The sequence below is a fragment of the Arthrobacter psychrolactophilus genome, from assembly GCF_003219795.1.
GTDB classification, from domain to species: domain Bacteria; phylum Actinomycetota; class Actinomycetes; order Actinomycetales; family Micrococcaceae; genus Specibacter; species Specibacter psychrolactophilus.
Genome location: NZ_QJVC01000015.1, coordinates 47,998 through 72,590 on the forward strand (window position 1 = coordinate 47,998; position 24,593 = coordinate 72,590).

General features: G+C 63.2%; 19 protein-coding genes and 1 tRNA gene. 12 read left to right on the forward strand and 8 right to left on the reverse strand.

Going from position 1 to position 24,593, the window contains the following annotated elements:
* Nucleotides 1-226 precede the first annotated feature (226 nt).
* The 4 genes from CVS30_RS13220 to tmk form a co-directional block, all read right to left on the reverse strand.
* Nucleotides 227-302, reverse strand: a tRNA-Thr gene (locus CVS30_RS13220).
* Between the two features lie 109 nt (nucleotides 303-411).
* Nucleotides 412-1,953 (reverse strand): alpha/beta hydrolase, encoded by a 1,542-nt coding sequence (locus CVS30_RS13225; protein ID WP_110485805.1) that lies wholly within the window; start codon nucleotides 1,951-1,953, stop codon nucleotides 412-414.
* A gap of 18 nt (nucleotides 1,954-1,971) precedes the next feature.
* Nucleotides 1,972-3,141, reverse strand: a complete 1,170-nt coding sequence (locus tag CVS30_RS13230) for a DNA polymerase III subunit delta' (RefSeq protein WP_110485806.1) — start codon at nucleotides 3,139-3,141, stop codon at nucleotides 1,972-1,974.
* Complete coding sequence (tmk, locus tag CVS30_RS13235) at nucleotides 3,138-3,788, reverse strand: dTMP kinase (RefSeq protein WP_110485807.1); 651 nt, start codon at nucleotides 3,786-3,788, stop codon at nucleotides 3,138-3,140. Before tmk ends, CVS30_RS13230 begins: the two co-directional genes overlap by 4 nt.
* Nucleotides 3,789-3,914: 126 nt before the next feature.
* On the opposite strand from tmk, the gene CVS30_RS13240 reads away from it, so the two are divergent.
* Together CVS30_RS13240 and CVS30_RS13245 are read left to right on the forward strand one after the other, a co-directional pair.
* A complete protein-coding gene (locus CVS30_RS13240; RefSeq protein WP_110485808.1) occupies nucleotides 3,915-5,093 on the forward strand; it encodes a trans-sulfuration enzyme family protein in 1,179 nt (392 codons plus the stop codon).
* 61 nt (nucleotides 5,094-5,154) lie between these two features.
* Nucleotides 5,155-5,514 (forward strand): DUF2516 family protein, encoded by a 360-nt coding sequence (locus tag CVS30_RS13245; RefSeq protein WP_245934595.1) that lies wholly within the window; start codon nucleotides 5,155-5,157, stop codon nucleotides 5,512-5,514.
* Between the two features lie 28 nt (nucleotides 5,515-5,542).
* Here CVS30_RS13245 and CVS30_RS13250 read toward each other — a convergent pair whose 3' ends face one another.
* Both CVS30_RS13250 and CVS30_RS13255 read right to left on the reverse strand, forming a co-directional pair.
* The gene (locus CVS30_RS13250; RefSeq protein ID WP_110485809.1) at nucleotides 5,543-6,415 is read right to left on the reverse strand and encodes a PhzF family phenazine biosynthesis protein; all 873 of its coding nucleotides are present in this window, start codon (nucleotides 6,413-6,415) and stop codon (nucleotides 5,543-5,545) included.
* Nucleotides 6,416-6,451: 36 nt separating this feature from the next.
* Nucleotides 6,452-7,318 (reverse strand): class I SAM-dependent methyltransferase, encoded by an 867-nt coding sequence (locus tag CVS30_RS13255; protein ID WP_370801047.1) that lies wholly within the window; start codon nucleotides 7,316-7,318, stop codon nucleotides 6,452-6,454.
* 188 nt (nucleotides 7,319-7,506) lie between these two features.
* Between CVS30_RS13255 and CVS30_RS13260 the strand changes: the two genes are divergently transcribed.
* On the forward strand, nucleotides 7,507-8,253 hold the full coding sequence (locus tag CVS30_RS13260) for a phosphoglyceromutase (RefSeq protein ID WP_110485811.1): 747 nt from the start codon (nucleotides 7,507-7,509) through the stop codon (nucleotides 8,251-8,253).
* A gap of 200 nt (nucleotides 8,254-8,453) precedes the next feature.
* Here CVS30_RS13260 and phoU read toward each other — a convergent pair whose 3' ends face one another.
* Nucleotides 8,454-9,116 carry a phosphate signaling complex protein PhoU gene (gene phoU / locus CVS30_RS13265; RefSeq protein ID WP_110485812.1) on the reverse strand — a complete coding sequence of 221 codons (663 nt, stop codon included), beginning with the start codon at nucleotides 9,114-9,116 and terminating at the stop codon, nucleotides 8,454-8,456.
* 162 nt (nucleotides 9,117-9,278) lie between these two features.
* Here phoU and CVS30_RS13270 point away from each other — a divergent pair, with 162 nt between their 5' ends.
* The 3 genes from CVS30_RS13270 to CVS30_RS13280 all read left to right on the forward strand — a co-directional run bounded on the left by CVS30_RS13270 (nucleotide 9,279) and on the right by CVS30_RS13280 (nucleotide 16,232).
* Nucleotides 9,279-10,547 (forward strand): sensor histidine kinase, encoded by a 1,269-nt coding sequence (locus tag CVS30_RS13270; RefSeq protein WP_370801049.1) that lies wholly within the window; start codon nucleotides 9,279-9,281, stop codon nucleotides 10,545-10,547.
* Between the two features lie 14 nt (nucleotides 10,548-10,561).
* On the forward strand, nucleotides 10,562-11,242 hold the full coding sequence (locus CVS30_RS13275; protein WP_110485813.1) for a response regulator: 681 nt from the start codon (nucleotides 10,562-10,564) through the stop codon (nucleotides 11,240-11,242).
* Nucleotides 11,243-11,399: 157 nt separating this feature from the next.
* Complete coding sequence (locus CVS30_RS13280; RefSeq protein WP_146233398.1) at nucleotides 11,400-16,232, forward strand: beta-galactosidase; 4,833 nt, start codon at nucleotides 11,400-11,402, stop codon at nucleotides 16,230-16,232.
* A 162-nt stretch (nucleotides 16,233-16,394) separates the two neighbouring features.
* Here the strand turns inward: CVS30_RS13280 and CVS30_RS13285 are convergent, their stop codons facing one another.
* Nucleotides 16,395-16,985, reverse strand: a complete 591-nt coding sequence (locus CVS30_RS13285; RefSeq protein ID WP_181419802.1) for a hypothetical protein — start codon at nucleotides 16,983-16,985, stop codon at nucleotides 16,395-16,397.
* A 276-nt stretch (nucleotides 16,986-17,261) separates the two neighbouring features.
* Between CVS30_RS13285 and CVS30_RS13290 the strand changes: the two genes are divergently transcribed.
* The 6 genes from CVS30_RS13290 (at nucleotide 17,262) to glgX (ending at nucleotide 24,032) form a co-directional block, all read left to right on the forward strand.
* Nucleotides 17,262-17,744, forward strand: coding sequence for a CarD family transcriptional regulator (locus tag CVS30_RS13290; protein ID WP_044570041.1), 483 nt, complete (start codon nucleotides 17,262-17,264; stop codon nucleotides 17,742-17,744).
* Between the two features lie 114 nt (nucleotides 17,745-17,858).
* Nucleotides 17,859-18,638, forward strand: a complete 780-nt coding sequence (ispD, locus tag CVS30_RS13295; protein ID WP_110485815.1) for a 2-C-methyl-D-erythritol 4-phosphate cytidylyltransferase — start codon at nucleotides 17,859-17,861, stop codon at nucleotides 18,636-18,638.
* A gap of 4 nt (nucleotides 18,639-18,642) precedes the next feature.
* Nucleotides 18,643-19,164 (forward strand): 2-C-methyl-D-erythritol 2,4-cyclodiphosphate synthase, encoded by a 522-nt coding sequence (gene ispF / locus CVS30_RS13300; protein WP_110485816.1) that lies wholly within the window; start codon nucleotides 18,643-18,645, stop codon nucleotides 19,162-19,164.
* Nucleotides 19,161-20,579, forward strand: a complete 1,419-nt coding sequence (gene cysS, locus CVS30_RS13305; protein WP_110485817.1) for a cysteine--tRNA ligase — start codon at nucleotides 19,161-19,163, stop codon at nucleotides 20,577-20,579. Before ispF ends, cysS begins: the two co-directional genes overlap by 4 nt.
* Before the next feature lie 286 nt (nucleotides 20,580-20,865).
* Nucleotides 20,866-21,864, forward strand: a complete 999-nt coding sequence (gene rlmB / locus CVS30_RS13310; RefSeq protein ID WP_110485825.1) for a 23S rRNA (guanosine(2251)-2'-O)-methyltransferase RlmB — start codon at nucleotides 20,866-20,868, stop codon at nucleotides 21,862-21,864.
* Between the two features lie 2 nt (nucleotides 21,865-21,866).
* The gene (gene glgX / locus CVS30_RS13315; RefSeq protein WP_110485818.1) at nucleotides 21,867-24,032 is read left to right on the forward strand and encodes a glycogen debranching protein GlgX; all 2,166 of its coding nucleotides are present in this window, start codon (nucleotides 21,867-21,869) and stop codon (nucleotides 24,030-24,032) included.
* The last annotated feature ends 561 nt before the right edge of the window (nucleotides 24,033-24,593 follow it).

Genomic DNA, 24,593 nt, shown 5'->3' on the forward strand with positions numbered 1-24,593 from the left:
CCTCAGGGAGCGTAATTGCGGCACCTCGGCGCGCTACCGTGGCACGGCGGAGCGATAACGCCATAGTTGGGCATTCTCGCTATAGGTCGGCTTGTAGCGAGAATTCCTAGCTGTGGCGAAAGTGCCCAACTATGGCGTTTCCTGTAGGGGCGGGTGCGAAAGAGGGCCCGCGGTCGCCCAAAAAGGGTCATGTTAACCAAAAAACCCCGCCGTGGCGGGGTTTTGCTGGAGCCTCCAAACAGAATCGAACTGTTGACCTTTTCATTACGAGTGAAACGCTCTACCAACTGAGCTATGGAGGCCTGTGTCCCGCTACAACCCGAAATGGATTGATGTGCTGAACACAAGAAACAACTCTAATATGCGAGGGCCCGAAGTACAAAATCGACGGGCCCCCACAGCACAAAAAAGTTAACAGCTCGTTCCGGCGGCGGGGACTTTGCCATCCACGAAGTAATCATCAACCGTGCTGGTGATGCACTCGTTGGAACGACCGTAGGCTGTGTGGCCCTCGCCCGTCCACGTCACCAGAACACCGGAATCTAGCTGATTAGCCAGTGCTTCCGCCCAGACATACGGCGTGGCGGGATCTCCCGTGGTGCCAATGACCAGGATGGGTCCGGCGCCGGATGCGGAAATAGCTCCCTGCGTGCCCGTGGCTTTAACCGGCCAGTACTTGCAGGACAGCCCGGAGTACGACAACAGGTCACCAAAGGTGGGTGCCGCCTTTTTCAACAACTCGGCCTGTTCCCGCATGTGCGCGGGGTCCCAGTTCATGGAGTAGTCGAGGCAGTTGATCGCGGTGAAGGCGGCCGAAGTGTTGGAATTGTAAACGCCGCTGGAATCACGGTCCGCGGAGTAGTCAGCGAGCATGAGCATCCCGGAGGCGTCCCCGGCAAAGGCTTGCGCCAAGGCGGCTTTCAACGGCTCCCACAAATCGGTTGAGTACATGGCGAAAGCCAGAGCGCCGGTGAACTCGGTGCCCGTCACCACGCGGCCCTCAGGGGTTTGCTGCGGGGTCGCCGTGTAAACGGCCTGCAGCGTCTGGATCTGCACCATGGCCTCATCCACGGTTCCGGACACAGGGCAGTCGCTGCCCGTGAGGCAGTTGGCCACCCAGGCCCGGAGCGCGTTTTCAAAGCCCACGGCCTGGCCCATGGACACCTCGTCAATGTCCAGCGAGGGATCCATGGCGCCGTCGAGGGAGAACTTGCCCACGCGGTCCGGGAACAGCCCGGCATAGGTGGCGCCGAGCTTCGTGCCGTAGGAGAAGCCCATGTAGTTCAGCTGCTTGTCGCCGGCGATGGCACGCAGGATATCCATGTCCTTCGCTGAGCTGACGGTGTCGATGTGGCCTAGCTCAGATCCTGAGTTTTGCTGGCACAGCTCCGTCTGCGTTTTCGTCTCGGCGTCTGCCGCAGCGAGCCCGGCGTCGGTGGACAGATCGAAGTCCACCTGGCGTGCGGCGTCCATCTGGGCATCGTCCAGACACTTCACACCGGCCGAGCGCTGCACCCCACGCGGATCAAATCCCACAATGTCGTAGGCGCCGCGGAGCTTCGCGGAAAAGTACGACTTTCCCCCGTCCTTGACCATATTCACTCCGGAACCGCCCGGCCCGCCGGGATTGATCAGCATGGCGCCGAGTCGTTTGCCCGTGGCTGGCAGGCGAATCGCGGAAAGCTTGATGGAATCGCTGCTGGGCTTGTCGTAGTTCAGCGGCACCTTCACCTCGGCGCACTGATAGCCGCCGTTGCACGAACTCCACGTGACGGGCTGCGTGTAAAAGTCCATCAGCGCAGCGGGCACGTCGCCCACAATCTCGGCCGACGCCGAGGTCTCCGTGTTCTTATCGGGCGCCAGCACGGAACACGAGCTCAGCAGGAGCGCCCCGATACTGGCCGCGGCCATGAGAATCAGGCGGTGGCGCCGTCGGACGGGGGCAGTGGGCATGCGGGATTCCTTTACGGGTTAGAGCAGGCTGACGGCCATGGCTTCAAGGGCCAATAGCGGGGCAGCATTGGTGGTGGTGAGTCGACGACGGGCCGCATTGATCGCGTCCAGCCGTTGGAGGGTGACCTCGGGTCGAGCCCGGCCGGCGAATTCCACGAGGGGACCGCGCAGGGTCTCGTTGACGAGTTCAACCGATGAATGCTCGACGTCGGACCCTCCTCGGGCGTCTAGCTGAAGTACCAGCACATCCCGGTAGAAGGACAAAAGGTCGGTCAGTGCCCGGTCCAGATGATCCGTCACGGAGCGCTTGGCCCGGCGCTTCTGGTCTTCCTCCAGGGCACGGACCTGACTGCGCAAGGAAGGTGGCAGCGTCCCGGTCTCGGGTGCGCCAAGGTTCCGCAACAGCGTGGCCTTTTCGACGGCGTCGCGCTCTTCATTGGAGGAGGCGGCCTCGGCCTGAGCCAACTCCAGCAGTGAGGCCGCGGCCTGCACGGCGGTGGTGACATCGCGGAGGTTCAAGGGGAGCCGGACTGTGGTGTCGCGGCGCTCCCGGGCCCCGACATCGCTGGCGAGGCGCCGGGCAATGCCGATGTGGCTCTGCGCGGCGCGGGCGGCGATCAGGGCGAGCTCGGGGTCGATACCATCGCGGCGGACCAAGAGGGCGGCAACGTCGGCCACGGGTGGCAGGCGCAGGGTCAGGGTGCGGCAGCGCGAACGGATCGTGACGAGCACATCGGCGGGGCTGGGCGCGCACAGGATCCAGATGGTGCGAGGCGGCGGTTCCTCGATGGCCTTGAGGAGGACATTGGTGGTGCGCTCGGCCATGCGGTCGGCGTCGCCAACAATCATGACCCGCCATCGGGCAGAGGAGGGGCTGTCATGCGCCTTGCGCACCAGGGAGCGAGCCTCCTCGATCGTGATGGTGGTTTTCTCGGTGGCCACGAAGGTCACATCGGCGTTGGTGCCGCTCATCGTGGTGTGGCAGGCCTTGCAGGCGCCGCAACCACGGGCGGCGAGCTCGGGCTGCTCACAGACCAGGGCCGCGGCAAAGGCGAGCGCCGCATTGGAACGGCCGGATCCGGGAGGACCCGTGAGGAGCCAGGCGTGCGTGGGGGCGCTCGACTGGGCGGCACGGCGCAACTGCGCTACGACCGATTCCTGCCCTTGCAGATCAACCCAGACGCTCATGCTGAGCCAAGCAGCGTAGTGACCCGCTCGTGGATCGCCTGCGCGAGCTCTGCGATGGAGTTCTCCGCTGGCAGGACCAGGTAGCGCTCCGGGTTGGCATGCGCCAAGGCCAGGAACGCGGCCCGGATGGTGGCGTGGAAGTCGTCGGGTTCGGACTCCATCCGGTCCTCTGCGGCATCCCCGGCCGTGCGACGGTCCCGGCCCTGGGCAGGGGAGACGTCCAGCAGGACGGTGAGATCGGGCCACAAGCTGTTCGTAGCCCAGTCGTTGAGCTTCACGATGGCCTCGGTTCCGAGCCCGCGGCCCGCGCCCTGGTAGGCAATCGAGGAATCCGCATACCGGTCGCTGACAACAATCTCGCCACGGGCCACGGCGGGGGTGATGACCTGAGCAGCGTGGGCGGCACGGGCGGCGGCAAAGATCAGCGCCTCGGTCTTGGCATCAATCTCACCCTGACCGTGCTCAAGCACTAGCGAGCGTAGTTTTTCACCTACGGGAGTCCCGCCTGGTTCACGGGTCCGGAGAACTGTTCGTCCGGCGTCGGACATGGCCTGGGTGAGCAGGGCGGCCTGAGTGGATTTTCCGGCACCGTCGCCGCCTTCAAAAGCAATGAAGAGGCCCGGCTGCGCGGTAGTAAAAAGAGTCACTCCACTACCCTACCGGCCTTAGCTGGGTGCATCCTTGGCCAGGTGGCAGCTTGTCCAAGGATGCAATATTGAGCGCCCCTGTCATATTGGCGGACGTGGCGCCGCTCGCGGTCTACGCTGGACGGTATGACGTACGATGCCTCCGCACACCCCGAAAACCTTAGCCCCGACACCCTCGTGGTGGCGGCGGGACGGCCCGGCCGGGAGCATGACGCCCCCGTGAACCCGCCGATCGTGCTGTCCTCGACGTATGTGGGCACGGGAACTGTGGTGGACGGCGACCGGGCCTATGGGCGGTACTCCAACCCCACCTGGGATCCGCTGGAGGAGGCCTTGTCCGCGCTAGAGGGCGCCACGCTTCCTGGGTTGATCTTCAGCTCGGGGCTGGCCGCCGTGTCCGCAGCGCTCTCCCTGGTTCCGAGCGGTGGTGTGCTCGTCATGCCGATCCACTCCTACCAGGGTGCCTTGGTGATGGCGCAGGAACTCTCGGAGAAGGGCATGTTCACGCTGCGCACGGTGGACATTGCCAATAACGACGAGGTCATTGCCGCCCTGACCGGATCCGGCGAGAAGGCCGCCGACATGCTATGGCTCGAGAGTCCCACGAACCCCATGCTGGAGGTCGCCGACATCCACGTCCTCGCCCGCTCCGCCCAGGCCGTTGGAGCCATCGTCGTCACCGACAACACCTTCTCCACCCCGCTCGTACAGAAGCCGCTCGAGCTGGGCTCCGACATCGTGCTCCACTCGGTCACCAAGTACCTCTCCGGCCACTCGGACGTCATCATGGGCGCCCTCGTGACCTCCAGCCCGGAGCTGCGCGCCACGCTCCTGCACCACCGCTCCATCCATGGCGCCATCGCCGGCCCCTTCGAGGCCTGGCTGGCCCTGCGCGGATTGCGCACCCTGGCATTGCGTGTGGAGCGCTCGCAGGCCAGTGCGCTGACGCTGGCCACGCGTTTAGACGCGCACGACGGCGTGAGCCGGGTTTTGTTCCCCGGCCTAGCTACTGATCCGGGTCATGTTCGGGCCACGGCGCAGATGACGGGCTACGGCTCGGTCCTCTGCATCGAGATTGCCGGTGGAGAGGCCGCCGCCGAGGCCGTGGTTGAGGCGCTGCGCCTGTGGACCCCGGCCACCTCGCTCGGTGGTGTGGAGTCCTTGATCGAACGCCGTCGCCGCCACGCCAACGAGCCAGTTTCGGTTCCCGCGAATCTGCTGCGCCTGAGCGTGGGTATTGAAAACGTTGAGGACCTGTGGTCCGATCTGGAGCAGGCGCTGGCCACGGTGGGAACCGCCGAATAAGCCTCTGGCTAAATGACAAAAAGGCGCTGTCATCTGGGGTGTTGAGCTGTACGCTGGTGGTGTGCTGACTTTCGTAAACTTCGTGTCGTTCCTCATCCTGATGGCTCTGGGCCTAGTAGTGCTGGGCATCCAGATCTGGGCCTTCAGCGATTGCCTGCGCACGGCGCCCTCAGATTTTGACCGCGTGTACAAGCGCAGCAAGTCATTCTGGCTGGCCCTGACGGGCGGCGGCATGTTCTTCGGCATCCTGTATGTGCTGCCCTCCCTCATGACTCTGAGCACACCGCCGCTGGGCATGAGCCTGATCCTGACCCTCGGAGGAGTTGTTGCGGCCGGAACCTACCTCGCCGATGTGCGCCCCATGCTGCTCGAGGTGCGTGGCCGCGGTAAGGGCCAGCAAAACCGCGGCTCGTCTTGGTAACTTCTGATCGGCTTCCTCAGTAGTCAGATCAACGCACGACGGCGGCTGTTCCCGAAACCGTGATGCCGCCTGTGGCGGGGATGGTGACCTGCAGAATGCAGGGACGGCCCACATGCCTGCCTTGCCGAATGATCAGAGATGCCGGTGGAGCCACGGTGCCGATAGACCTCAGATAGGCGCCTGTTGAGGCGGCGGCCGAACCCGTGGCCGGGTCCTCCGTGATGTCACCGACCGGGAATAGGTTTCTGGATTCAATCTCCACCGTCCCGGAGCTGGTGGTTCCCGCGAGCCACATGACGGTCACGGTGCCAGCCCACCCCTGCTCATCCATCAGCGTCCGCAGCCCAGCGGCATCGAAGCTAAAACCGTCCAGGTCCGCCTTCGTGCGCACGGTCAGGATGGGGTGCGTATTTCCCGTAAAGGACTGCTGCGCCGGATAGTGAGGGTCCAGAGCGGTTTCCGAGAGGCCCAGCAACGCCAACAGGCGGTCCAAGCCCCCCGGAGCAAGCTCGGTGACGGACGGCTCCACGGTCGTGAACGAGGCCGTCATACCGTGTGCGGATGCGCTGGTCTCCAGAACGATCTCCCCGACCGAGGTGGCAAATGAGAAGGCGCCGGGGCCATACTTTTCGGCCAGGGCAACGGCGGTCGCCACGGTCGCATGTCCGCAAAAGGGAACCTCAGCACCAGGGGAGAAGTAGCGGATTTGCACGTTTCGATCACTGCCCAGAGCCGTAGTGACGAAGGCGGTTTCGGAGTAACCCAGCTCGCGTGCACACTGCTGCATGTGCTCGTCGCTGAGTCCGGCGCCGTCCAGAACCACCCCTGCCATGTTGCCGCCGCCGGGGCCATCGGCGAAGGCGGCAAGGTGGAGAACCTCGGGAAAGTCATTGCCGGTCATGGTGTGTTCCGTCCCTCGCTGCGCTGTCGAAAATATCTAGACAGTGTTGCCGATCGAAGCATCAGCAGCAACGGCCGTCCACGCTACGGTCAACTCTCCCAAACGCCACCGTGACGGTGCGCGCACGACGGGCCAGCCGTCGTCGTGCATCCCCTGGCACATGCGCAACCAGCGCTGCCTGTTGCCGAAGGGGGCCAAGGTGGCGCCGGCGAGCCAATGCTTGTCGAGGGCCTGCAGGAAGGTGTGGATCTTCTCGCCCGGGACGTTGTGATGGATGAGCGCCTTGGGGAGCCGTTCGGCCACATCCGAGGGCAGTTCGAAGGCGCCGAATCGCAGCGAGATGGTGAACGATTGCGGACCGTCCACGCCGAGCGCGACCCAGGTGCTGCGGCGGCCAATCTCATCGCAGGTGCCGTCGACGAAGATGCCGTGGGGGCTCAGGCGTGAGCAGACGGTGGCCCAGATGAGTTTGACGTCGGCCTCGTCATATTGGCGCAGGACGTTGAAGGCACGGACCATGGTGGGCTGACCGGGCACGGGAATTTCAAAACCGCCCACGCGGAAATCCAGCCCCTCATGCTCGAGCGGCTTGGCGATGCGGACGCGTTCGGGCTCAATCTCGATGCCGGTGACGTGGGCGCTGGGGCAGACGGCGTGAATGCGCGAATATAGTTCCACGGCCGTGGCAGGGGAGCCGCCATAGCCGAGGTCCACCACGAGCGGTGCGGCCTCGGAGCGCAGGCGCCACGCCTGCGGTCCGGCCAGCCAGCGATCCACCCGCCGTAAGCGATTGGTGTTCGTGGTGCCGCGCGTGACATTGCCAAAGGGCTTATTGCGTTGGCGGGCGGCCCGCATTGCGGGGTCGTTGGAAGAACTCTTGACCCGCTGCGCACGTTGAACCACGTGGTTAAGCGTAAACGCCAGCCCCACCTGGCCGGACCTAACGTGCCGACCATCACGACTGTGCTCCGACGAATTCCTGGCGCGGCATTCGCCCGTCACGTCCGTGGGTCTCCGCAGGAGGTGAGGGTAGATGTCCACATTTTGCGTAGCAATTCGAGCCGCCCAGCGCTGCCCGGTAGGATGAAAGCATGACTTATACGTTGATTTTGCTACGCCATGGCCACAGTGAGTGGAATGCCAAGAACCTGTTCACCGGTTGGGTGGATGTAGACCTGAACGAGCAGGGTCTCGCCGAAGCCGCACGCGGTGGTGAGCTGCTGGTCGAGAACAACATCCTTCCGGACGTGCTCTACACCTCGCGCCTCAAGCGCGCCATCAACACCGCCAACATTGCCCTCGATAAGGCCGATCGCGGCTGGATCGACGTCAAGCGCGACTGGCGCCTGAACGAACGCCACTACGGCGCTTTGCAGGGCAAGGACAAGGCTCAGACCTTGGCCGAGTTCGGTGAAGAGCAGTTCATGGAATGGCGTCGCAGCTACGACACCCCGCCGCCGGCCCTGTCCGACGACAGTGAATTCTCGCAGGCCCACGATCCCCGTTACGCAGACCTCGGCGACGCCCTCCCGCGCACCGAGTGCCTCAAGGACGTCCTCGTGCGCCTGCTGCCGTACTGGGAATCCGACATCAAGGTTGACCTGAAGGCCGGCAAGACGGTTCTCGTCACGGCTCACGGCAACTCGCTGCGCGCCCTCGTCAAGCACCTCGACGGCATCTCCGATGACGCCATCGCCTCCTTGAACATCCCCACGGGCATCCCGCTCGTGTACGAACTGGACGAGAACTTCGCCCCCATCACCCCCGGTGGCAAGTACCTGGACCCGGAAGCTGCTGCAGCGTCCATCCAGGCAGTCGCCAACCAGGGTAAGAAGTAACTAACACTTCCCCAAGAACGACGGCAGGACGGTACCTTCCCTCTGAAAGGTACCGTCCCGCCGTCGAGCTTTAAGCGAGGCCATGTCACACGCCGGAAGTGTGCCCCGATGAAAAATGCGCCCGCCTCCCAAAAAATGCACCCCGTAGACCGGGGGCATTAACGGGAGGCGGGCGCATTTTTGCGCGCAAGCCGCGAAACTTAGCCGGCGAGGAAGTCCTCGGGCTGCCATTCGCCGGTGACCAGGTAAGAGACCTTGCGAGCCACGGAGACACCGTGATCGCCGAAGCGCTCGAAGTAGCGGCTGGCCAGGGTGACGTCCACGGTGGTTGCCGGGGTCTCGGCCCATTCGGGGGAGGCCATCGTGGCGAAGACGCTCTTGTGGAGCTTGTTGATCTCGATCTTGGCCGTGGAAATGTCAGCCACGAGTTCCAGATTCCGGGATTCCAGAAGCTCGGAAACCTTGGCCGCGATGATGATGTCCTGGCGGGCGAGCTCGGCGAAGGTTTCGCGCAGCTGTGCCGGGATGACGGTGTTCGGGAAGCGCAGGCGGGTCAGCTGGGCGATGTGCCGGGCCAGATCGCCCATGCGTTCCAGCGAGGCGCTCATGCGCAACGAGCCAACGATCATGCGCAGATCGCTGGCCACGGGACCCTGCAACGCCAAAACGTCGATGGCGCGCTCATCCAAATCATTCTGCAGGAAGTCGATGCGGGCATCCGCGGCAATGACTTCCTGGGCCGCTTGGAGATCGGCCGCTGCGAAGGCTGCAGAGGCCTTGGAGACGGCTTCTTCAACCAGAGCGGAGATCTCGATGAGTCCTTCGCCAATCTGGTGAAGCTCGGCCTGGAAAACTTTACGCACGCGTGTGTCCTTTCATGGGCAGGGCAAAAGGCGCCCTAACTAAGTCTCAGCATGACAGCCGAAGGTAAACGTGGCAGCCCTTAAAGGTGAACGTTAGTTGAACGGGGCCCGCCAAGTGCCTGTTTTGCCCATTTTTACCCGGGCACAGCTTAGGCTGGTTCCGTGGATCCCTTGGTAGTTGGACTAATAGCCGGGCTCATTGGCTTAGCCGTGGGCATCTTCGGCATGGGCGCGTTTGGCGTCAGCGATCGTTCGCGAAAAAATATCGTGGAGATTACCGAACCCACCTTGCCTGACGGCGCCGCCGAGGTGCTCTCCGTGGTTGGGAAAGCGTACATCGTCATCGACACGGTCGACGGCGTGGTCCGAGCCAGTCCTGGCGCCTACGCCTACGGTCTGGTTCGCGGGCACACCGTGGTTCACAAGGAACTCTTGGATCTGGCCCATCGCGTTCGGCGAGATGGTGTCATCGAGGAAAAAGACCTCATTTTGCCCCGGGGTGCCTTGCCAGCGGCCAGCAATTCAGCCCCGCAGTCCGGTGGTCACACTGAGGCGCACACGGTTGTGGAACCCGCAAGCACGCATGGCGGAACACCTGGTCAGGGAACGCTCGTCGTTCAGGTCCGGGTTGCGCCGCTGACGGAGGAATACATCTTGCTCCTGGCGGATGACCGCACCGAGATCGCCCGCACCGAGGCCGTGCGCAACGACTTTGTGGCCAACGTATCCCACGAGCTTAAGACCCCCGTCGGTGCCATTTCCTTGCTGGCCGAGGCGCTCGAATCCGCCCCGGAAGATCAGGCGACGGTACGACGCTTCGCCTCCCGCATGATGACCGAATCGGCGCGGCTGGCCGCTCTCGTGCAGGACATCATCGAGTTGTCCCGCCTGCAGGGCAAGGATGTGGCGCGTGTGGCCCTGGCCGTGGATATCAACGCCGTCATTGCCGAGGCCGTCGACAGGACGCGGCTGCCTGCCCAGAGTAAAAACATCACCCTCGCTGTTGGCGCCTCCCAGCCGGCCCTCGTGTATGGAGACCAAGGTCAGCTCGTCACGGCCCTGCGCAATCTGATCGACAACGCCGTGCGTTACTCGCCGGACAACACGCAGGTCGGCGTGGGCCTGCAGGTCATCGACGGCGTCGTGGCCGTGAGTATCTCCGATCAGGGCGATGGCCTCACACCGCAGGAGCAGGATCGGGTCTTTGAGCGCTTCTACCGGGTCGACGCCGCGCGTTCACGCCACACCGGCGGTACGGGGCTGGGCCTGAGCATCGTCAAACACATTGTGAGTAACCACGGCGGTGAGGTGACACTGTGGTCGGCCCCCAAGATGGGCTCCACCTTCACCGTCCGGCTTCCCCAGCTTTCCCCTTCAACGTCCGACGGCGGCACTCATCACCGCGCCGAGCGGCACCATGGCTTGATCTAAGGAGCGCACCCAGCGTGAGCAGAATTTTAATTGTCGAAGACGAAGAGTCCATCAGCGATCCTTTGTCGTTCCTTCTTGGGAAGGAAGGGTACGAGGTTCAGGTCGTGGACAACGGTCTGGATGCCCTCGTGGAATTTGAACGCAACGGCGCCGATCTGGTGCTGCTGGACCTGCAGTTGCCGGGCATGAGCGGGACCGAGGTGTGCAAACATCTGCGGCAGCGCTCCACCGTCCCCATCATCATGCTGACGGCCAAGGACTCCGAGATTGACAAGGTCGTGGGGCTAGAACTGGGCGCCGATGACTACGTGACCAAGCCCTACTCCTCACGCGAGCTCATCGCCAGAATTCGGGCCGTGCTCCGACGCCAGGGAGAGCCCGAGGAATTGATCGATTCCACGGTGCATGCCGGACCCGTCCGGATGGATGTTGAGCGGCACGTGGTCAGCGTGCTGGGAGACACCGTGGCCTTCCCCCTGAAGGAATTTGAGCTGCTTGAAATGCTGCTGCGCAATGCGGGCAAGGTCCTCACGCGCGGCCAGCTGATCGATCGCGTCTGGGGCTCGGACTATGTGGGCGATACCAAGACCCTTGATGTGCACATCAAGCGGCTTCGCAGCAAGATTGAGCCCGATCCGGCCGCCCCGAAGTTCCTGGTGACGGTACGAGGCCTGGGTTACAAGTTCGAGGCATAAGGATTTCGCCTTTTTGATCACACTCCCGTCATAAGTGCGTCATATGAGTTAAATAGTTCAAATTTGATTGCCCCTGAGTGATCCACGTCATACGCTGTGACGGATAACATTAGGGGCTGGCCTCGGTGGCAGCATCAAGATTTGAGGTACTTCAAATATGTCTGCATATTCCTCGAGGCCGCCGTCCTCACCCCGGCGCATCAAGGAGACGGCGCTGCTGGCCACGGCCGCGCTAGGGCTGATGGCGATCGCCAGCCCGGCGCTGGCCACGGACTCTTCGGCGGAATCGACGCCTCTGGCGGTGGCACAAGCGGCCGAGCTCGCGGTGTCGTCCGGGAAAAAGATGAACTTCCCCGGCAACGATGGCCAGGCCCACCAGGTCACCTTTGACTCAAAGCCGTTCATGGTCGACGGCGAGCGGCTCAACGTGTGGTCGGGGGAGTTTCACCACTGGCGCCTTCCCGGAACCGACGACTGGCGTGACATGTTCCAGAAAATGCGCGCCAACGGCTTCAACGCCGTCTCGCTCTATTTCTTCTGGGGCCTGCATTCCACCGAATCGGGAAAGTTTGATTTTACCGGGCTCAAGGATATCGAGCTGCTGCTGACCATGGCCGAGGAGGAAGGGCTGTACGTCATCGCCCGGCCCGGACCGTACGTGAACGCCGAGATCTCCATGGGTGGGCTCCCCGCCTACCTGACCAAGAGCGGGGCTGGCTCTCTGCGAGGCATGGACGCAGAAGTCTTGCGCGAATCGTTGAGCTGGATCAATGCGTTCAATGAAATCGCCGTCAAGCACCAGGTCACCGATGGTGGCGGTTCGATTGTCACCTACCAGGCCGAAAATGAATTGCTCAATGAGAGCGGGGACCGCCCGGCGTTCATGAAGGAACTGGTCACGCAGATCAAGGGGGACGGGATTACGGTCCCGGTGTTCCACAACGATTGGGGATTCAACGGCTCCTACGTTCCGGGAAGCACCTCGGCCGGCGGAAACGTTGGCCTGGACTATTACGCCTTTGATCAGTACCCGCTCGGCTTTAATTGCTCCAACGCGCGGGGACAGATCCAGGACATGGAAGCCCGCTTCCGGGCACGCACCACCACGAGCCCCATGTTCATCGCCGAGGGTCAGGGCGGTGCCTTCACACCGTGGGGTGCCAACTTCAACACCGATCGCTGCGCCGAGTTTGTTGACCCCGCATTCACCCGGCAATACGCGGTGAACAACCTCAACAACGGCATCAACATGTTCAACTACTACATGGAATACGGCGGCACCAACTGGGGCTGGACCGGATCGCCGTCGTCCGGCTTTACCTCCTACGACTACGGTGCGGCCATCAACGAGGACCGCCAGTTAACGCCCAAGGCGGCAGTGCAGAAGGAGCTCGGCTACTTCCAACGGGACTTCGCCCCCATCTCCACCATGGTTCCGCAAAACGGTGCCCCGGTGACGGTTGACGGCGGCGTGGGAAACATCAAATCTTACCAACGTATCGCCACGGAAAACCTTGCCACCGATTCGGTGACCGGCAACGGTACCCGCTACCTCGGCTTCCGCCAGAGCGACAGTAACAGCACCGCGGAACTGAAATACACCGTTCCGCTAACGCTTGCGCCGCGCGAAGAAGTCGTCGTGGCCAGCTACACCACCGATGACACCGACACCGCGGCCATCAAATACACCGGCGCCTGGGAACATGCCAGCGGCAAGGCCTGGACGGTGGGCGATTACAAGGGCACCGAGACGTTCAGCGCCACCACGGGTGACTCTCTGGAATACAAGTTCACCGGTGCCGGGATCAAGGTCATTTCCCCGCAGTCCATCAACCATGGCTACGGCGATGTCTACCTTGATGGCGTCAAGGTCGGCCAGACCAACACCTACCGCGGCCAGAACGCCGCCTACCAATACGTCGCCTTCCAGAAGGAGGGTTTGGACCCCACTGTTGAGCACACGCTCAAGATTGTGGTGACGGGCCAGAAGGATGCCGGCAGTTCGGGTACCTTCGTGAGCGTTGACGCATTTGATGTCATCGCCGCCCCGGCGCAGGCCACCCAAGTGAAGATCGACGACGTCGATCCCAAGATTGTGTTCTCAAAGACCCCCGCCGGCGTGTCCCAGTGGAACCACGAGACGGGCAAGAACTGGACCATCAATGATTACCTGGGCACGGAAACCTCCAGCAACATCACCGGGGCGTCCTACGAATACACCTTCAAGGCCGCCGATATCCGCCTGATTTCCCCGCGCTCCACCAATCACGCCAAGGCCGATGTCTTCCTCGACGGCGTCAAGGTGGGCGAGACCAACACCTATATCCCCACGTTGCCCAGCCAGGCCCAATTCGTGGCCTTCGAGAAGACCGGCCTCGACCCCGCCGTCGAGCATGTCATCAAGGTGGTCAATACCGGGGTGAAGGGTGACCCGGCCGCCGTCGGCACTTTTGTTGCCATCGACGCGATCGAGACCTCCACACCCGGCACCACCCCCGCGGCTCCGGCCGACGCCATCACCTTTGACCGCGTGCCGCAAAAGGCCGGGACGTTCCTGAATCTGCACGGTCGCGATGCCGCCATGGTCATCGCCGATTACGCCTTCGACGGCCAGAAGCTCATGTACAGCACCTCCGAGCTGTTCACGAAGATGCCGGTCACCGGTGGCACCTTGCTGGTGCTCAACGGTGCCAAGAACGACGCCGGAGAAACAGTTCTGCATTATGCCGCGGCTCCCAGCGTGGTCACCTTGAGCGGACCCGCCGTGGAATCCACCTGGGATGCGGCAACGAAGACGCTGCGCCTCAACTACGTTCACGGGGCGGGCAGCACGGTCAAGATCAGCGGCGGCGGGGCACCGGAGCTGACCATCGTCACCACCGACCGCAGCGCAACGGCACTGCAGTGGACGGTGGAAGGCGAGGTCACCGGGGCCACCACGAACAAGACCACCATGGTTACCGGTGTTGATCTCTTGCGCTCGGCGGAGTTCACCGGGGACACTGTCCACCTGGTGGGCGACACCAAGGCGGCTCGAACCGTCGGCATTTACGTTCCGGCAGGCATAACCAAGGCCACGTGGAACGGGCAGCCGTTGGCGACAACCGCGGGCGCCAACGGCGAGCTGACAGCCAGCCTCGCCGGCCCGGCACCTGCAGTATTGCCGGCACTGAGCACGTGGAAGGTTTCGGGTGAAAATCCGGAATCCGCTGTTGCCTTCAATGATGCATCGTGGCTTGAGGCCACGGCCACCGCAGCGGCGAACCCGCGTCAGGGCCCGGGCCCCAACCAGGGCAAGGTCCTAGATACCGCCTACTACGGTTTCTACGAGGGCGACACCTGGTACCGGGCGCACTTCACCGCCTCGTCGGCGTCCACCAGCATTCAGCTGCGCGGGCAAGGTGGCAACGGCGCGAACATGTTGGTGTGGGTCAACGGCAGCTTCGTCGGAGCCGCGTCGGCCAATGGCAGCATGCAAACACTGCAGGTTCCGGCCGGGATTATCAAGAGCGGCGAGGACACCGTCGTTTCGGCGGTTGTCCGCAACCACGGACAAAACCTTGACTGGTCCGATGATGGTCTGTCCCGCCAAAACCGTGGACTGTTCGATGCGATCCTGCCCAACAGCGGGCCCGTCGTCTGGAAGTTGCAAGGTGCCAAGGACAAGGCGGCCCCCGTCGACACCGACCGCACCATGTACAACACCGGTGGCCTCTATGGCGAGCGTGCCGGCTGGTACCTGCCGGATTACCCCGATGCGCAATGGGCCGACACCACCAGCCTGAAGCCTGCCAAGGCGGGTGTGAGCTGGTACCGCAGCACCTTTGATTTGGCTGTCCCGGCCGGCACCGACACCGCAGTGGCGCTACAGATTAACGATGCCAAGTTTGACAATGGCCGGCAGTCCTACGCCCGAGCCGTCATTTATATCAACGGCTGGAACACGGGGACCTGGGTGGGCAACGTTGGCCCGCAGAGCCGCTTCACCATTCCCAGCGGGTTCCTGAACAAGTCGGGCAACAACACGATTGCCATCGCGCTGACGACCGAACGCGACGCCCAGGGCCCGGACTCCATCACCCTCGTGGATCGCGGAACCAGCCTCGGCGGGGTGCCCACCACGCTGAACACGGCGCCGAATTACACCCCTGCCGTTGTGACCGCGACGGCAGAGAAAACCACTGTCGACGTCGGAGCCGACGCTGTTGTCAGCGGCACCTCCGCCCTGGCCGCGATTGGCAACGGCGCATTGACGAAGGCTGTGGTTGATTTCGGCGACGGCGCCGCCGCGGTCACCGTTCCTGTTGTTGACGGACGCTACACGGCAACGCACAACTATGCGGCGAAGGGTGCCTTCATCGCCACGGTGGCCATCAAGGATGCGGTGTCCGGCTCGGTCCTTGGCACTAAGACCGTAGCCATCTCGGTCGCCGATGCCGCAACTCCGACGGAGAGCGCGACACCGACTCCCACGGCAACGCCGTCGCCAACGCCGACCCCAACGCCGTCCCCGACCGCAACCGCGTCGGCCAGCGCTACGCCGTCGAACTCTGCGCCCTCGGATGGTGTGGCCGCCGTTAGCCTGAGCGCGGGAACGTTGGCTCCGGGCGAGCGGCTGACGATTTCGGGTGTGAATTTCAAGCCGGGAACAGTGGCGGAATTTGTGTTGCATTCCAAGCCCGTGACGTTGGGGACCGCGACAGTTGCGCCTGACGGCACGGTGACGTTGAGCGTAAATCTTCCCCAGAACGCCTCAGTGGGGAAGCACACCATCGTCGTGGACGGCAAGCGGATTAATGGCAGACCGGTCAAGGTTCGTTCACCACTGACCATCAGGGTCTTGGGATCGGTCGCGCAGATAGAGCGCGTGGCCGTCACTTCCGGAGCCCATGACGCACTGATTGGCGTGGGTGTCGGGCTGCTCCTCGTGGCGGGTGTGTCCTTCGTGAGCCGTCGCCGGATGAGTGGTCACTCGCGTCGCCGCTCATGAGTAGGCGGTGAGTGTGGCGCCCGTTCCGAACGGGCGCCACACTCATCTCGAATGGTTCACAAGGTGGAAAATGTGCCACCAGATTCGCTCAGGCGTTGCTGGGCACAAAAAAGTGGGGCCGCTTGCAGCGAATGCAAGCGGCCCCACTTTTGGTGGTGCGAACTACGGAGCGGTGGTCGCCTCGGCAGATGCATCAACGGTCGGCTCAGCGGTTGCGGCGTCCGTTGCTGCAACGGTCGGCTCGGGGCTCGGCGCGATCGTCGGAATCAGGTTCGTGTATTCCTTGAGCGTTCCGTCCATGACGGGAACGTTCAGCGAAGCGGTTTCGGATGAGGCACCCGAGAGGCGCAGCTCGAGGGGCTCGAGAGCGCCCGGGGCGCTAGCCACGGTGCTCAGGATGTGCTCGTCGCCGGTCGTGCCCAGGATCGTGGGGGTGCCGGGCTTGACGACGATTTCCGTCTGCGAGCCGGCAGCGCCGCTGATCGTCAAGGTGATGTCGGAATCGGACTGGTTGTAGAACGTACCCGCCACGCGACCCGGAGCGTCAGTAGCCTCGGAAACGATCAACACGTTGCGCAATTCCAGCTGGCCCAAATCAAGGCGCACGCCATCAGATGCCGAGTACACACGGGTGGTGCTTTGCTCATTGATGGCACTGCAGCCTGTGAATGCCATGGCACCAATGCCGATGGCTGCAATCAGGCTCAAGCGGTGTGCTCGTTTGGTACCGCGGATGCCGGCAGCGATTCTCACGTCAGTAACTCCTCATGGAAAAGACAAAATATCACTCCCAGCTTATCCGTAATTGCCGCAAATGTGCGCCTCGGCGTTCTCGTGACGAACTTCTGCGCCGTTGTGGCACCCTGCGCGGATGCACCTCCCCGGGCAATAGTCAAGGGGGTTGATAATCTCCACTTGTTGGAACAATTGCGCGGTTAGCGTAGTTTCTCGGGCCCCTGACCTGCGGAAACTCAAGGGAGCAGAGAGTTAACCGTGATAAACTAGGGGTATTGGAAAGGGAGAATCCACATGCTTTTTGAGGTCGGCGAGACAGTAGTTTATCCACATCATGGTGCGGCAAAGATCGAAGAGATCAAGATGCGTACCATCCGTGGGGAAGAGAAAATGTATCTCAAGCTCAAGGTTGCACAGGGGGATCTGACGATCGAAGTTCCCGCTGAGAACGTTGACCTTGTGGGAGTGCGTGATGTCGTAGGCAAGGAAGGCCTTGAACACGTCTTCGATGTTCTGCGTGCAGAGTTTACGGAGGAACCCGCTAACTGGTCCCGCCGTTACAAGGCAAACTTGGAAAAGCTTGCTTCCGGTGACGTTATCAAGGTTGCCGAGGTCGTTCGCGATCTCTGGCGTCGTGACAACGATCGCGGAGTCTCTGCCGGCGAGAAGCGCTTGCTGGCAAAGGCCCGTCAGATTCTGATTTCGGAACTGGCCTTGGCTGAGAAGACGGACGAAGACAAGGCCTCCGAGGTCTTGGACGAAGTTCTGGCTTCCTAGATCTACCCTTGAGAGCCCCTGTACCAAAACGGTACGGGGGCTTTTTCGTGCCCCCAGGCCTTACCTGTGGCTGTCGTCTCACGAGGGCCTCGCTGGCGGACTAAAGTGGAGGGCATGACTGAGGTAAAAGACGGCTCGTGCGCCGTTGTAGTGGTTGCGGCAGGTTCCGGACAGCGATTGGGACATGGCGTCCCGAAAGCACGCGTTCCCCTAGCCGGAAGCCCCATGCTGGTGCATGCCGTGCGCGGCGTGCTCAAGGCCGGGATTGCCGCGCAGATCTGCGTCGCCATCCCCGAAGGTGATGCTGCGCTGGCCAGCATCTGCGAACAGCTGGCAGCCGAAGCCGCTACGGCCGGTGTGCTCTTTACCGCTGTCGACGGCGGCGCCGAGCGCTCGGCCTCCGTCACGGCCGCGCTGGAGGTCATCGCCGACGGCGTCACGAACATCATGATTCACGACGCTGCCAGGCCGCTCACGCCGTCGGGCGTTTTCAACCGCGTGGCCGCCGCCCTGCGCGACGGTGCCGCGGCCGTCATCCCGGCGTTGGCCGTCACCGACACCATCAAGACGGTGGTCCCGGCCAGCCTGCCCGCGACGGGAGCCGGTTTGGAAAAGGTCGTCGACACCCCCGCGCGTCATCAATTGCGTGCCGTGCAGACCCCTCAGGGTTTCCGTCTCGATACCTTGCGCCGCGCTCACGAATACCTGCTGACCTTGGATGCCGCTGCGGCCGCCAGCATCACCGACGACGCCATGCTCGTGGAGGCGCTGGGCGAGGTGGTCTTTGTGGTGCAGGGATCCACGCACAGCCTCAAGATCACCACCCCCATGGACCTGCTGCTGGCCGAGGCCATGCTGGCCGGTCCGCTGCGCCCGCGCTGGATTGAAGGCTAAAGCCATGATGTTGCCCCGCACAGGAATCGGCGTAGACATTCACGCCTTTGACTCAGCCGAGAACCCCGCCCCGCTCTGGCTCGCCGGACTTTTGTGGGAAGGCGAGCGTGGCCTGAGTGGCCATTCCGACGGCGACGCCGTGGCCCACGCGGCCGCCGACGCACTCTTCTCCGCCGCCGGAGTGGGCGATCTTGGCACACACTTCGGCACCGACCGCCCAGAGTACGCTGGCGCCTCCGGCGTGAAGCTCCTGGGCGAGGCGGCCCGGATTGTGCGCGCTGCCGGCTTTGAGATCGGCAATATCGCCGTGCAGTTCGTGGGCAACCGTCCCAAGTTCAGCCCGCGCCGACAGGAAGCCGAGGCCGTGCTGACCGCCGCCGCCGGCGCCCCGGTGTCCGTCAGTGCCACGACCTCCGACGGCCTCGGATTCCCCGGCCGCAACGAGGGCATCACGGCCTATGCCACGGCCCTCGTGGTCAGCCTGGCACCCCAAGAATCCGCTGGAAGGGATACCCTAGAGCCGTGACCTTGCGCTTCCATGACTCAGCTACCGCCGCTACTCGCGACTTCGTCCCGCTCAAAGAGGGGGAGGTTTCGCTGTACTACTGCGGCGCCACCGTTCAGGGCGAGCCGCACATCGGCCATGTCCGCTCCGCCCTCGCCTTCGACCAGCTGACCCGCTGGCTGCAGAGCAGCGGCTACAAGGTCACTGTGGTCCGTAACGTGACCGACATCGATGACAAGATCCTCGTCAAGGCCGCCGAAAACAACGAGCCCTGGTGGGGTCTGGCGTACCGCTTCGAGCAGGCCTTCGGCGACGCTTATGCCTCCCTTGGCATCCAGAAGCCCACCTATGAGCCGCGCGCCACGGGCCACATCCCCGAGATGCACGCCCTCATCGCCACGCTGATCGAGCGCGGCCACGCCTACCCTGCCCTGAATGACTCCGGCGATGTGTACTTCGACGTGCGCTCCTGGAAGCAGTACGGCTCCCTCACGCACCAAAATATTGATGACATGCAGGCAGCGCCCGACGCCGACCCTCGGGGCAAGCGCGACCCTCGCGACTTTGCGCTGTGGAAGGGTCACAAGACGGGCGATCCCGAGACGGCTCGCTGGGAGTCCCCGTGGGGCGCCGGCCGACCGGGCTGGCACCTCGAGTGCTCCGCCATGGTCACTAAGTACCTCGGCACCGAATTCGACATTCATGGAGGCGGCCTGGATCTGCGCTTCCCGCACCACGAAAATGAGATGGCCCAGTCGCAGGCTGCCGGCCACGGTTTCGCGAATTTCTGGATGCACAACGGCATGGTCACCTACCAGGGTGAAAAAATGTCCAAGTCCATCGGCAACACGATCAACCCGCGCGAAATGCTCGAGATCGCCCGCCCCTTAGTGGTCCGTTACTACCTGGGCCAGGCGCACTACCGCTCAGTCTTGGACTACCGACCGGGCTCACTCGAGGAAGCCGCGGCCGCCGTCGAACGTATTGAGACCTTTGTCAGCGCCGCGAGTGCCAAGTTGTTCCCCGAAGGCGAGCCTGCCTTCGTCGCCACTATTCCAGAGGCCTTCCGCGCCGCTATGGACGATGACCTCAACATCCCCGCGGCCCTCGCGGTGCTTCACGAGACAGTCCGCGCCGGCAACACGGCGTTGGCGGCCGGCAACAGCGATGGTGTCCTGGATGCCTTCGGCGCCGTCGTGGGCATGACCGAGGCGCTGGGCATCAACCCGCTCGACGCACAGTGGCAGCAGGGCAGTGGCTCGGAGGCCGAGCTGACGGCGCTCGACGTGCTCGTCAAGGCGCAGCTCGAGGCCCGGGCGCAGGCTCGGACGGAGAAGAACTGGGCCGAATCGGACCGGATTCGCGACGTGCTAGCAGCGGCCGGCGTGGACGTGGCGGACACGGCAGCAGGAGCCACCTGGTCCCTGAAGCGCTAACCCCTTCCGGACGCCGCATCACTTTCCGGCCGTTTTTGTCCAACGCGGCATCACTTAACGGCCAATTCGCCAGAAGCCCGCATTTTCGCGGCGGGCCCAACGGTGAGAATGCGCACTTTTTCGGCCATGAACCACGAAATTTAACTTCAGCCCGTAAGCTGGTAGCTACGGGGTTGTATTCCCCCGTGATCTTGCGTGCCTAAAAGTGCAGGCAAATAGATTTGATTTGACGAACTTCGGGGCCATGGAAACCACAGGGCGCCGCACCAATCGTAAGGGTTTTACCATGGCCAAAGATTCACAGCGCGGGGCAGTACGCAAGACCAAGAAGGGCCCCTCCGTCGGCACAGGTGGCCATGGCCGTAAGGCTCTTGAAGGCAAGGGCCCCACTCCCAAGGCTGCCGAGCGCACCTACCACAAGGCGTACAAGAACCAGGAGCTGGCCGAGCGTTCAGCCGCCAAGCGCGGCGCTGGCACCAGCGCCTCACCCCGTCGCAACAGCGGCCCCAAGGGTAAGGCCACCGAAGAGCTCGTGACGGGCCGTAACTCGGTCGTCGAGGCACTGCGCGCGGGCATTCCCGCCAAGGCACTTTACGTTGCTGTCCGCGTCGACATGGACGAGCGCGTGCGTGAATCCATTAAGCTCGCCACCGAGCGCGGCATCCCGCTGTTGGAAGCCCACAAGCCGGAACTGGACCGTCTCACCGAAGACGCCATCCACCAGGGCCTCGTGCTGCAGATTCCCCCGTACGAGTACGAGGACGCCGTAGACACCGCCAGCGAGATCATCGCCAAGTGGAAGAAGGGGCACATCGCCAACGCGCCGCTCATCGTGGCCCTCGACGGCATCACCGATACCCGCAACCTCGGTGCCATCATCCGTAGCGTTTCGGCGTTCTCCGGCCACGCCGTCATCGTTCCCGAGCGCCGCAGCGCCGGTGTCACGGCTGCCGCCTGGAAGACCAGCGCCGGTGCAGCCGTACGCGTCCCCGTCGCCAAGGCTCCCAACCTGAACCGTGCCATCGGCGCGTTCCAGAAGATGGGCTTCTTTGTTCTCGGGCTCGACGGCGACGGCGACGTTTCGCTGCCTGACCTCGCCTTGGCGCAGGAACCGGTATGCATCGTGGTTGGCTCCGAGGGTAAGGGCCTGTCCCGCCTCGTGCGCGAAAACTGCGATCAGATCGTCTCCATCCCGATCGACTCCGCTATGGAGTCCTTGAATGCCTCCATGGCTGTTGGTATCAGCCTGTACGAGATCTCGAGGCAACGCGCGGTCAAGGGGTAGCCATGCCAAACACCGTGGTGGCGGCCGTCAGCACCCTGGGAGCGGCACAGTCCCGGCACTTTCCGCTAGGAATCAGTGCCGCTCCCAAGGGGCAGCCTGATCAGGGAGCCAATGTTGCTGTCTACGCTCCTGCCCATCGCGATGTGGTGCTGTGTTTTCAGCCCCCTGGCGATTCGTGGCGAGCCATTTTGCTCCCTGACAAGACCGACGGCGTCCACCACGGATTCGTCGAGGGGTTGCCGGTTGGCACCCGCTACGGTTTTTACACCAATCTTGCGGCGAGCCGCGAAGAGCTGCTGCTGATCGATCCCGAAGCGGTGCAGCTCCTGCTGGACCCGTACGGTCGCTACATCGATGAGATCACGCGCGCCGACGGAAGCGTGGGATACCTTTCCGTCCGGATGGATTCCGGATTCGACTGGGGCACCGTCACCCGGCCTAATACGCCGTGGCGCGAAACCGTGTTTTATGAGGCGCACGTCCGCGGCCAGACCATGCTGCACCCGGAGATTCCCGAGGAAATTCGGGGCAGCTACGCTGGCATGGCACACCCCGTCATGATCGCTCATCTGCTGGAACTTGGCGTGACCGCCGTCGAGCTTTTGCCGGTACATTTCCACCTGGATGAGCCGCATCTGCAGGGCACCGGGATGAGCAACTACTGGGGCTACAACACCCTGGGTTTCTTTGCCCCGCACGCACAATATGCCAGCGCCGCCGCGCGCGAGGCCGGGCCTGCCGCCGTGCAAGCCGAGCTCAAGGGCATGGTCAAGCTGCTGCACATGGCCGGCATCGAGGTCATTCTCGACGTGGTGTACAACCACACGGCCGAGGGCGGTCCGGGTGGGCCGTCGCTGAGCTGGCGCGGCCTGGCCGAGGAGCAGTACTACCGCATGCGCGATGGTCAGTACTATGACACGACCGGTTGCGGTAACACCTTGAACTTTGGCAATCCGCAGGTCATGAAAATGGCGCTGGATTCGCTGCGTTACTGGGTCGAGGAATTCCACATCGACGGCTTCCGCTTCGATTTGGCCGTGTCGCTGGCCCGCAATGGCAAGCACGAGTTCGACAACCAGCACCCGTTCCTGCTCGCCGCGGCCGCTGACAGTGTGCTGGGAACCACCAAGCTCATCTCCGAGCCGTGGGACGTTGGCTACGGTGGCTGGCAAACCGGTAACTTCCCCACGGGCTGGGCAGACTGGAACGACACCTTCCGCGATACCCTGCGCGATATCTGGCTGACCGATCGGGCCACCATGTTCTCCGGCTACCACCACAATGGCCTCGCCAAACTCGGTGATGCCCTAGGCGGATCGTCCCAGCTTTTCGCCGCGTCGGGCCGCAGCAGCATGTCGTCGGTCAACTTTGTCACCGCCCACGATGGCTTCACACTGGCCGATCTGACCGCCTACAACAACAAGCACAACCTGGATAATCAGGAAGAAAATCGCGACGGCAACAGCAATAACCGCAGCTGGAATCACGGCGTTGAGGGCATCACCAACGACGAGAAGATTCTCGCCCAGCGTGCTCGCACCAGCCGTAACCTGATGGCCACCATGTTGTTGGCGCTCGGCGTGCCCATGCTCACCGCTGGTGACGAACTGGGTCGCAGCCAGGGCGGCAATAACAATGTGTACTGCCAGGACAATGAGATTGCCTGGGTCGATTGGTCCATGGATGAGGAAGCGAAAACCATGCTGGCCGCCACGCGCCGCCTGCTGAAGATTCGCAAGGATTTCCTGGCCGCCCAGCCTAGCGGGTACCCCACGCGTGGCGGGCAGTCGTTCATTCACTGGTTCGGCGCCGATGGTGTTCCCATGTCGCCGGAGGAGTGGAAGAATCCGCACGAGCGCGTCCTGACCATGCTCATGGGTTCTCCCGACGGCAAGGTCGATGGCCTGGTCGTCTTCAACACGGGCATCACCGATGAGGACGTGGTCCTGCCGGCCAACCCGCGCTTTGGTGCAGAGTCCAAGGATGGCGAGATTGTCGAGCCGCGCTCGTATATGTTGCGGATGACCACGGCGGAGGCGACGTTAGCGGACGACGGCGAACCCTCCTTCCGCTTGCCCCGCTCCATTGAGCTGGTCAAGCCGGGCGAGCGCGTCCGTGTGGATGCCAACACCGTCCAGATTTATCGCAACGACCTTACCTCTCGGTAAATGAGTCCGCCAAGAGGGGGTCTGCCACACGGCAGGCCCCCTCTCGTGATTTCCCCCGAGTGCAGACGGCGCGACATTCACCGTCTGCACCCGCTCCTCAGGTTCCGGCCCCTCCCGTTCGTTGAGTCGCCACATCACGCCCTTATCCGTGTGTCTTTTGGGCGTTATGTGACCACTCAACGCGGAGTTACTTGCGTGCGCCAGTGTCCGCTTGTGTCCCGCGGCGGAGCTACCGCCATCTGGCGCAGTTTGCTCTCGTTCCGGCCCCTCCCGTGCGTTGAGTCGCCACGTCACGCCCTTATCCGTGTGTCTTTTGGGCGTTATGTGACCACTCAACGCGGAGTTACTTGCGTGCGCCAGTGTCCGCTTGTGTCCCGCGGCGGAGCTACCGCCATCTGGCGCAGTTTGCTCTCGTTCCGGCCCCTCCCGTGCGTTGAGTCGCCACGTCACGCCCTTATCCGTGTGTCTTTTGGGCGTTATGTGACCACTCAACGCGGAGTTACTTGCGTGCGCCAGTGTCCGCTTGTGTCCGGCGGCGAACCCGCCCGATCTGTGTCTGCA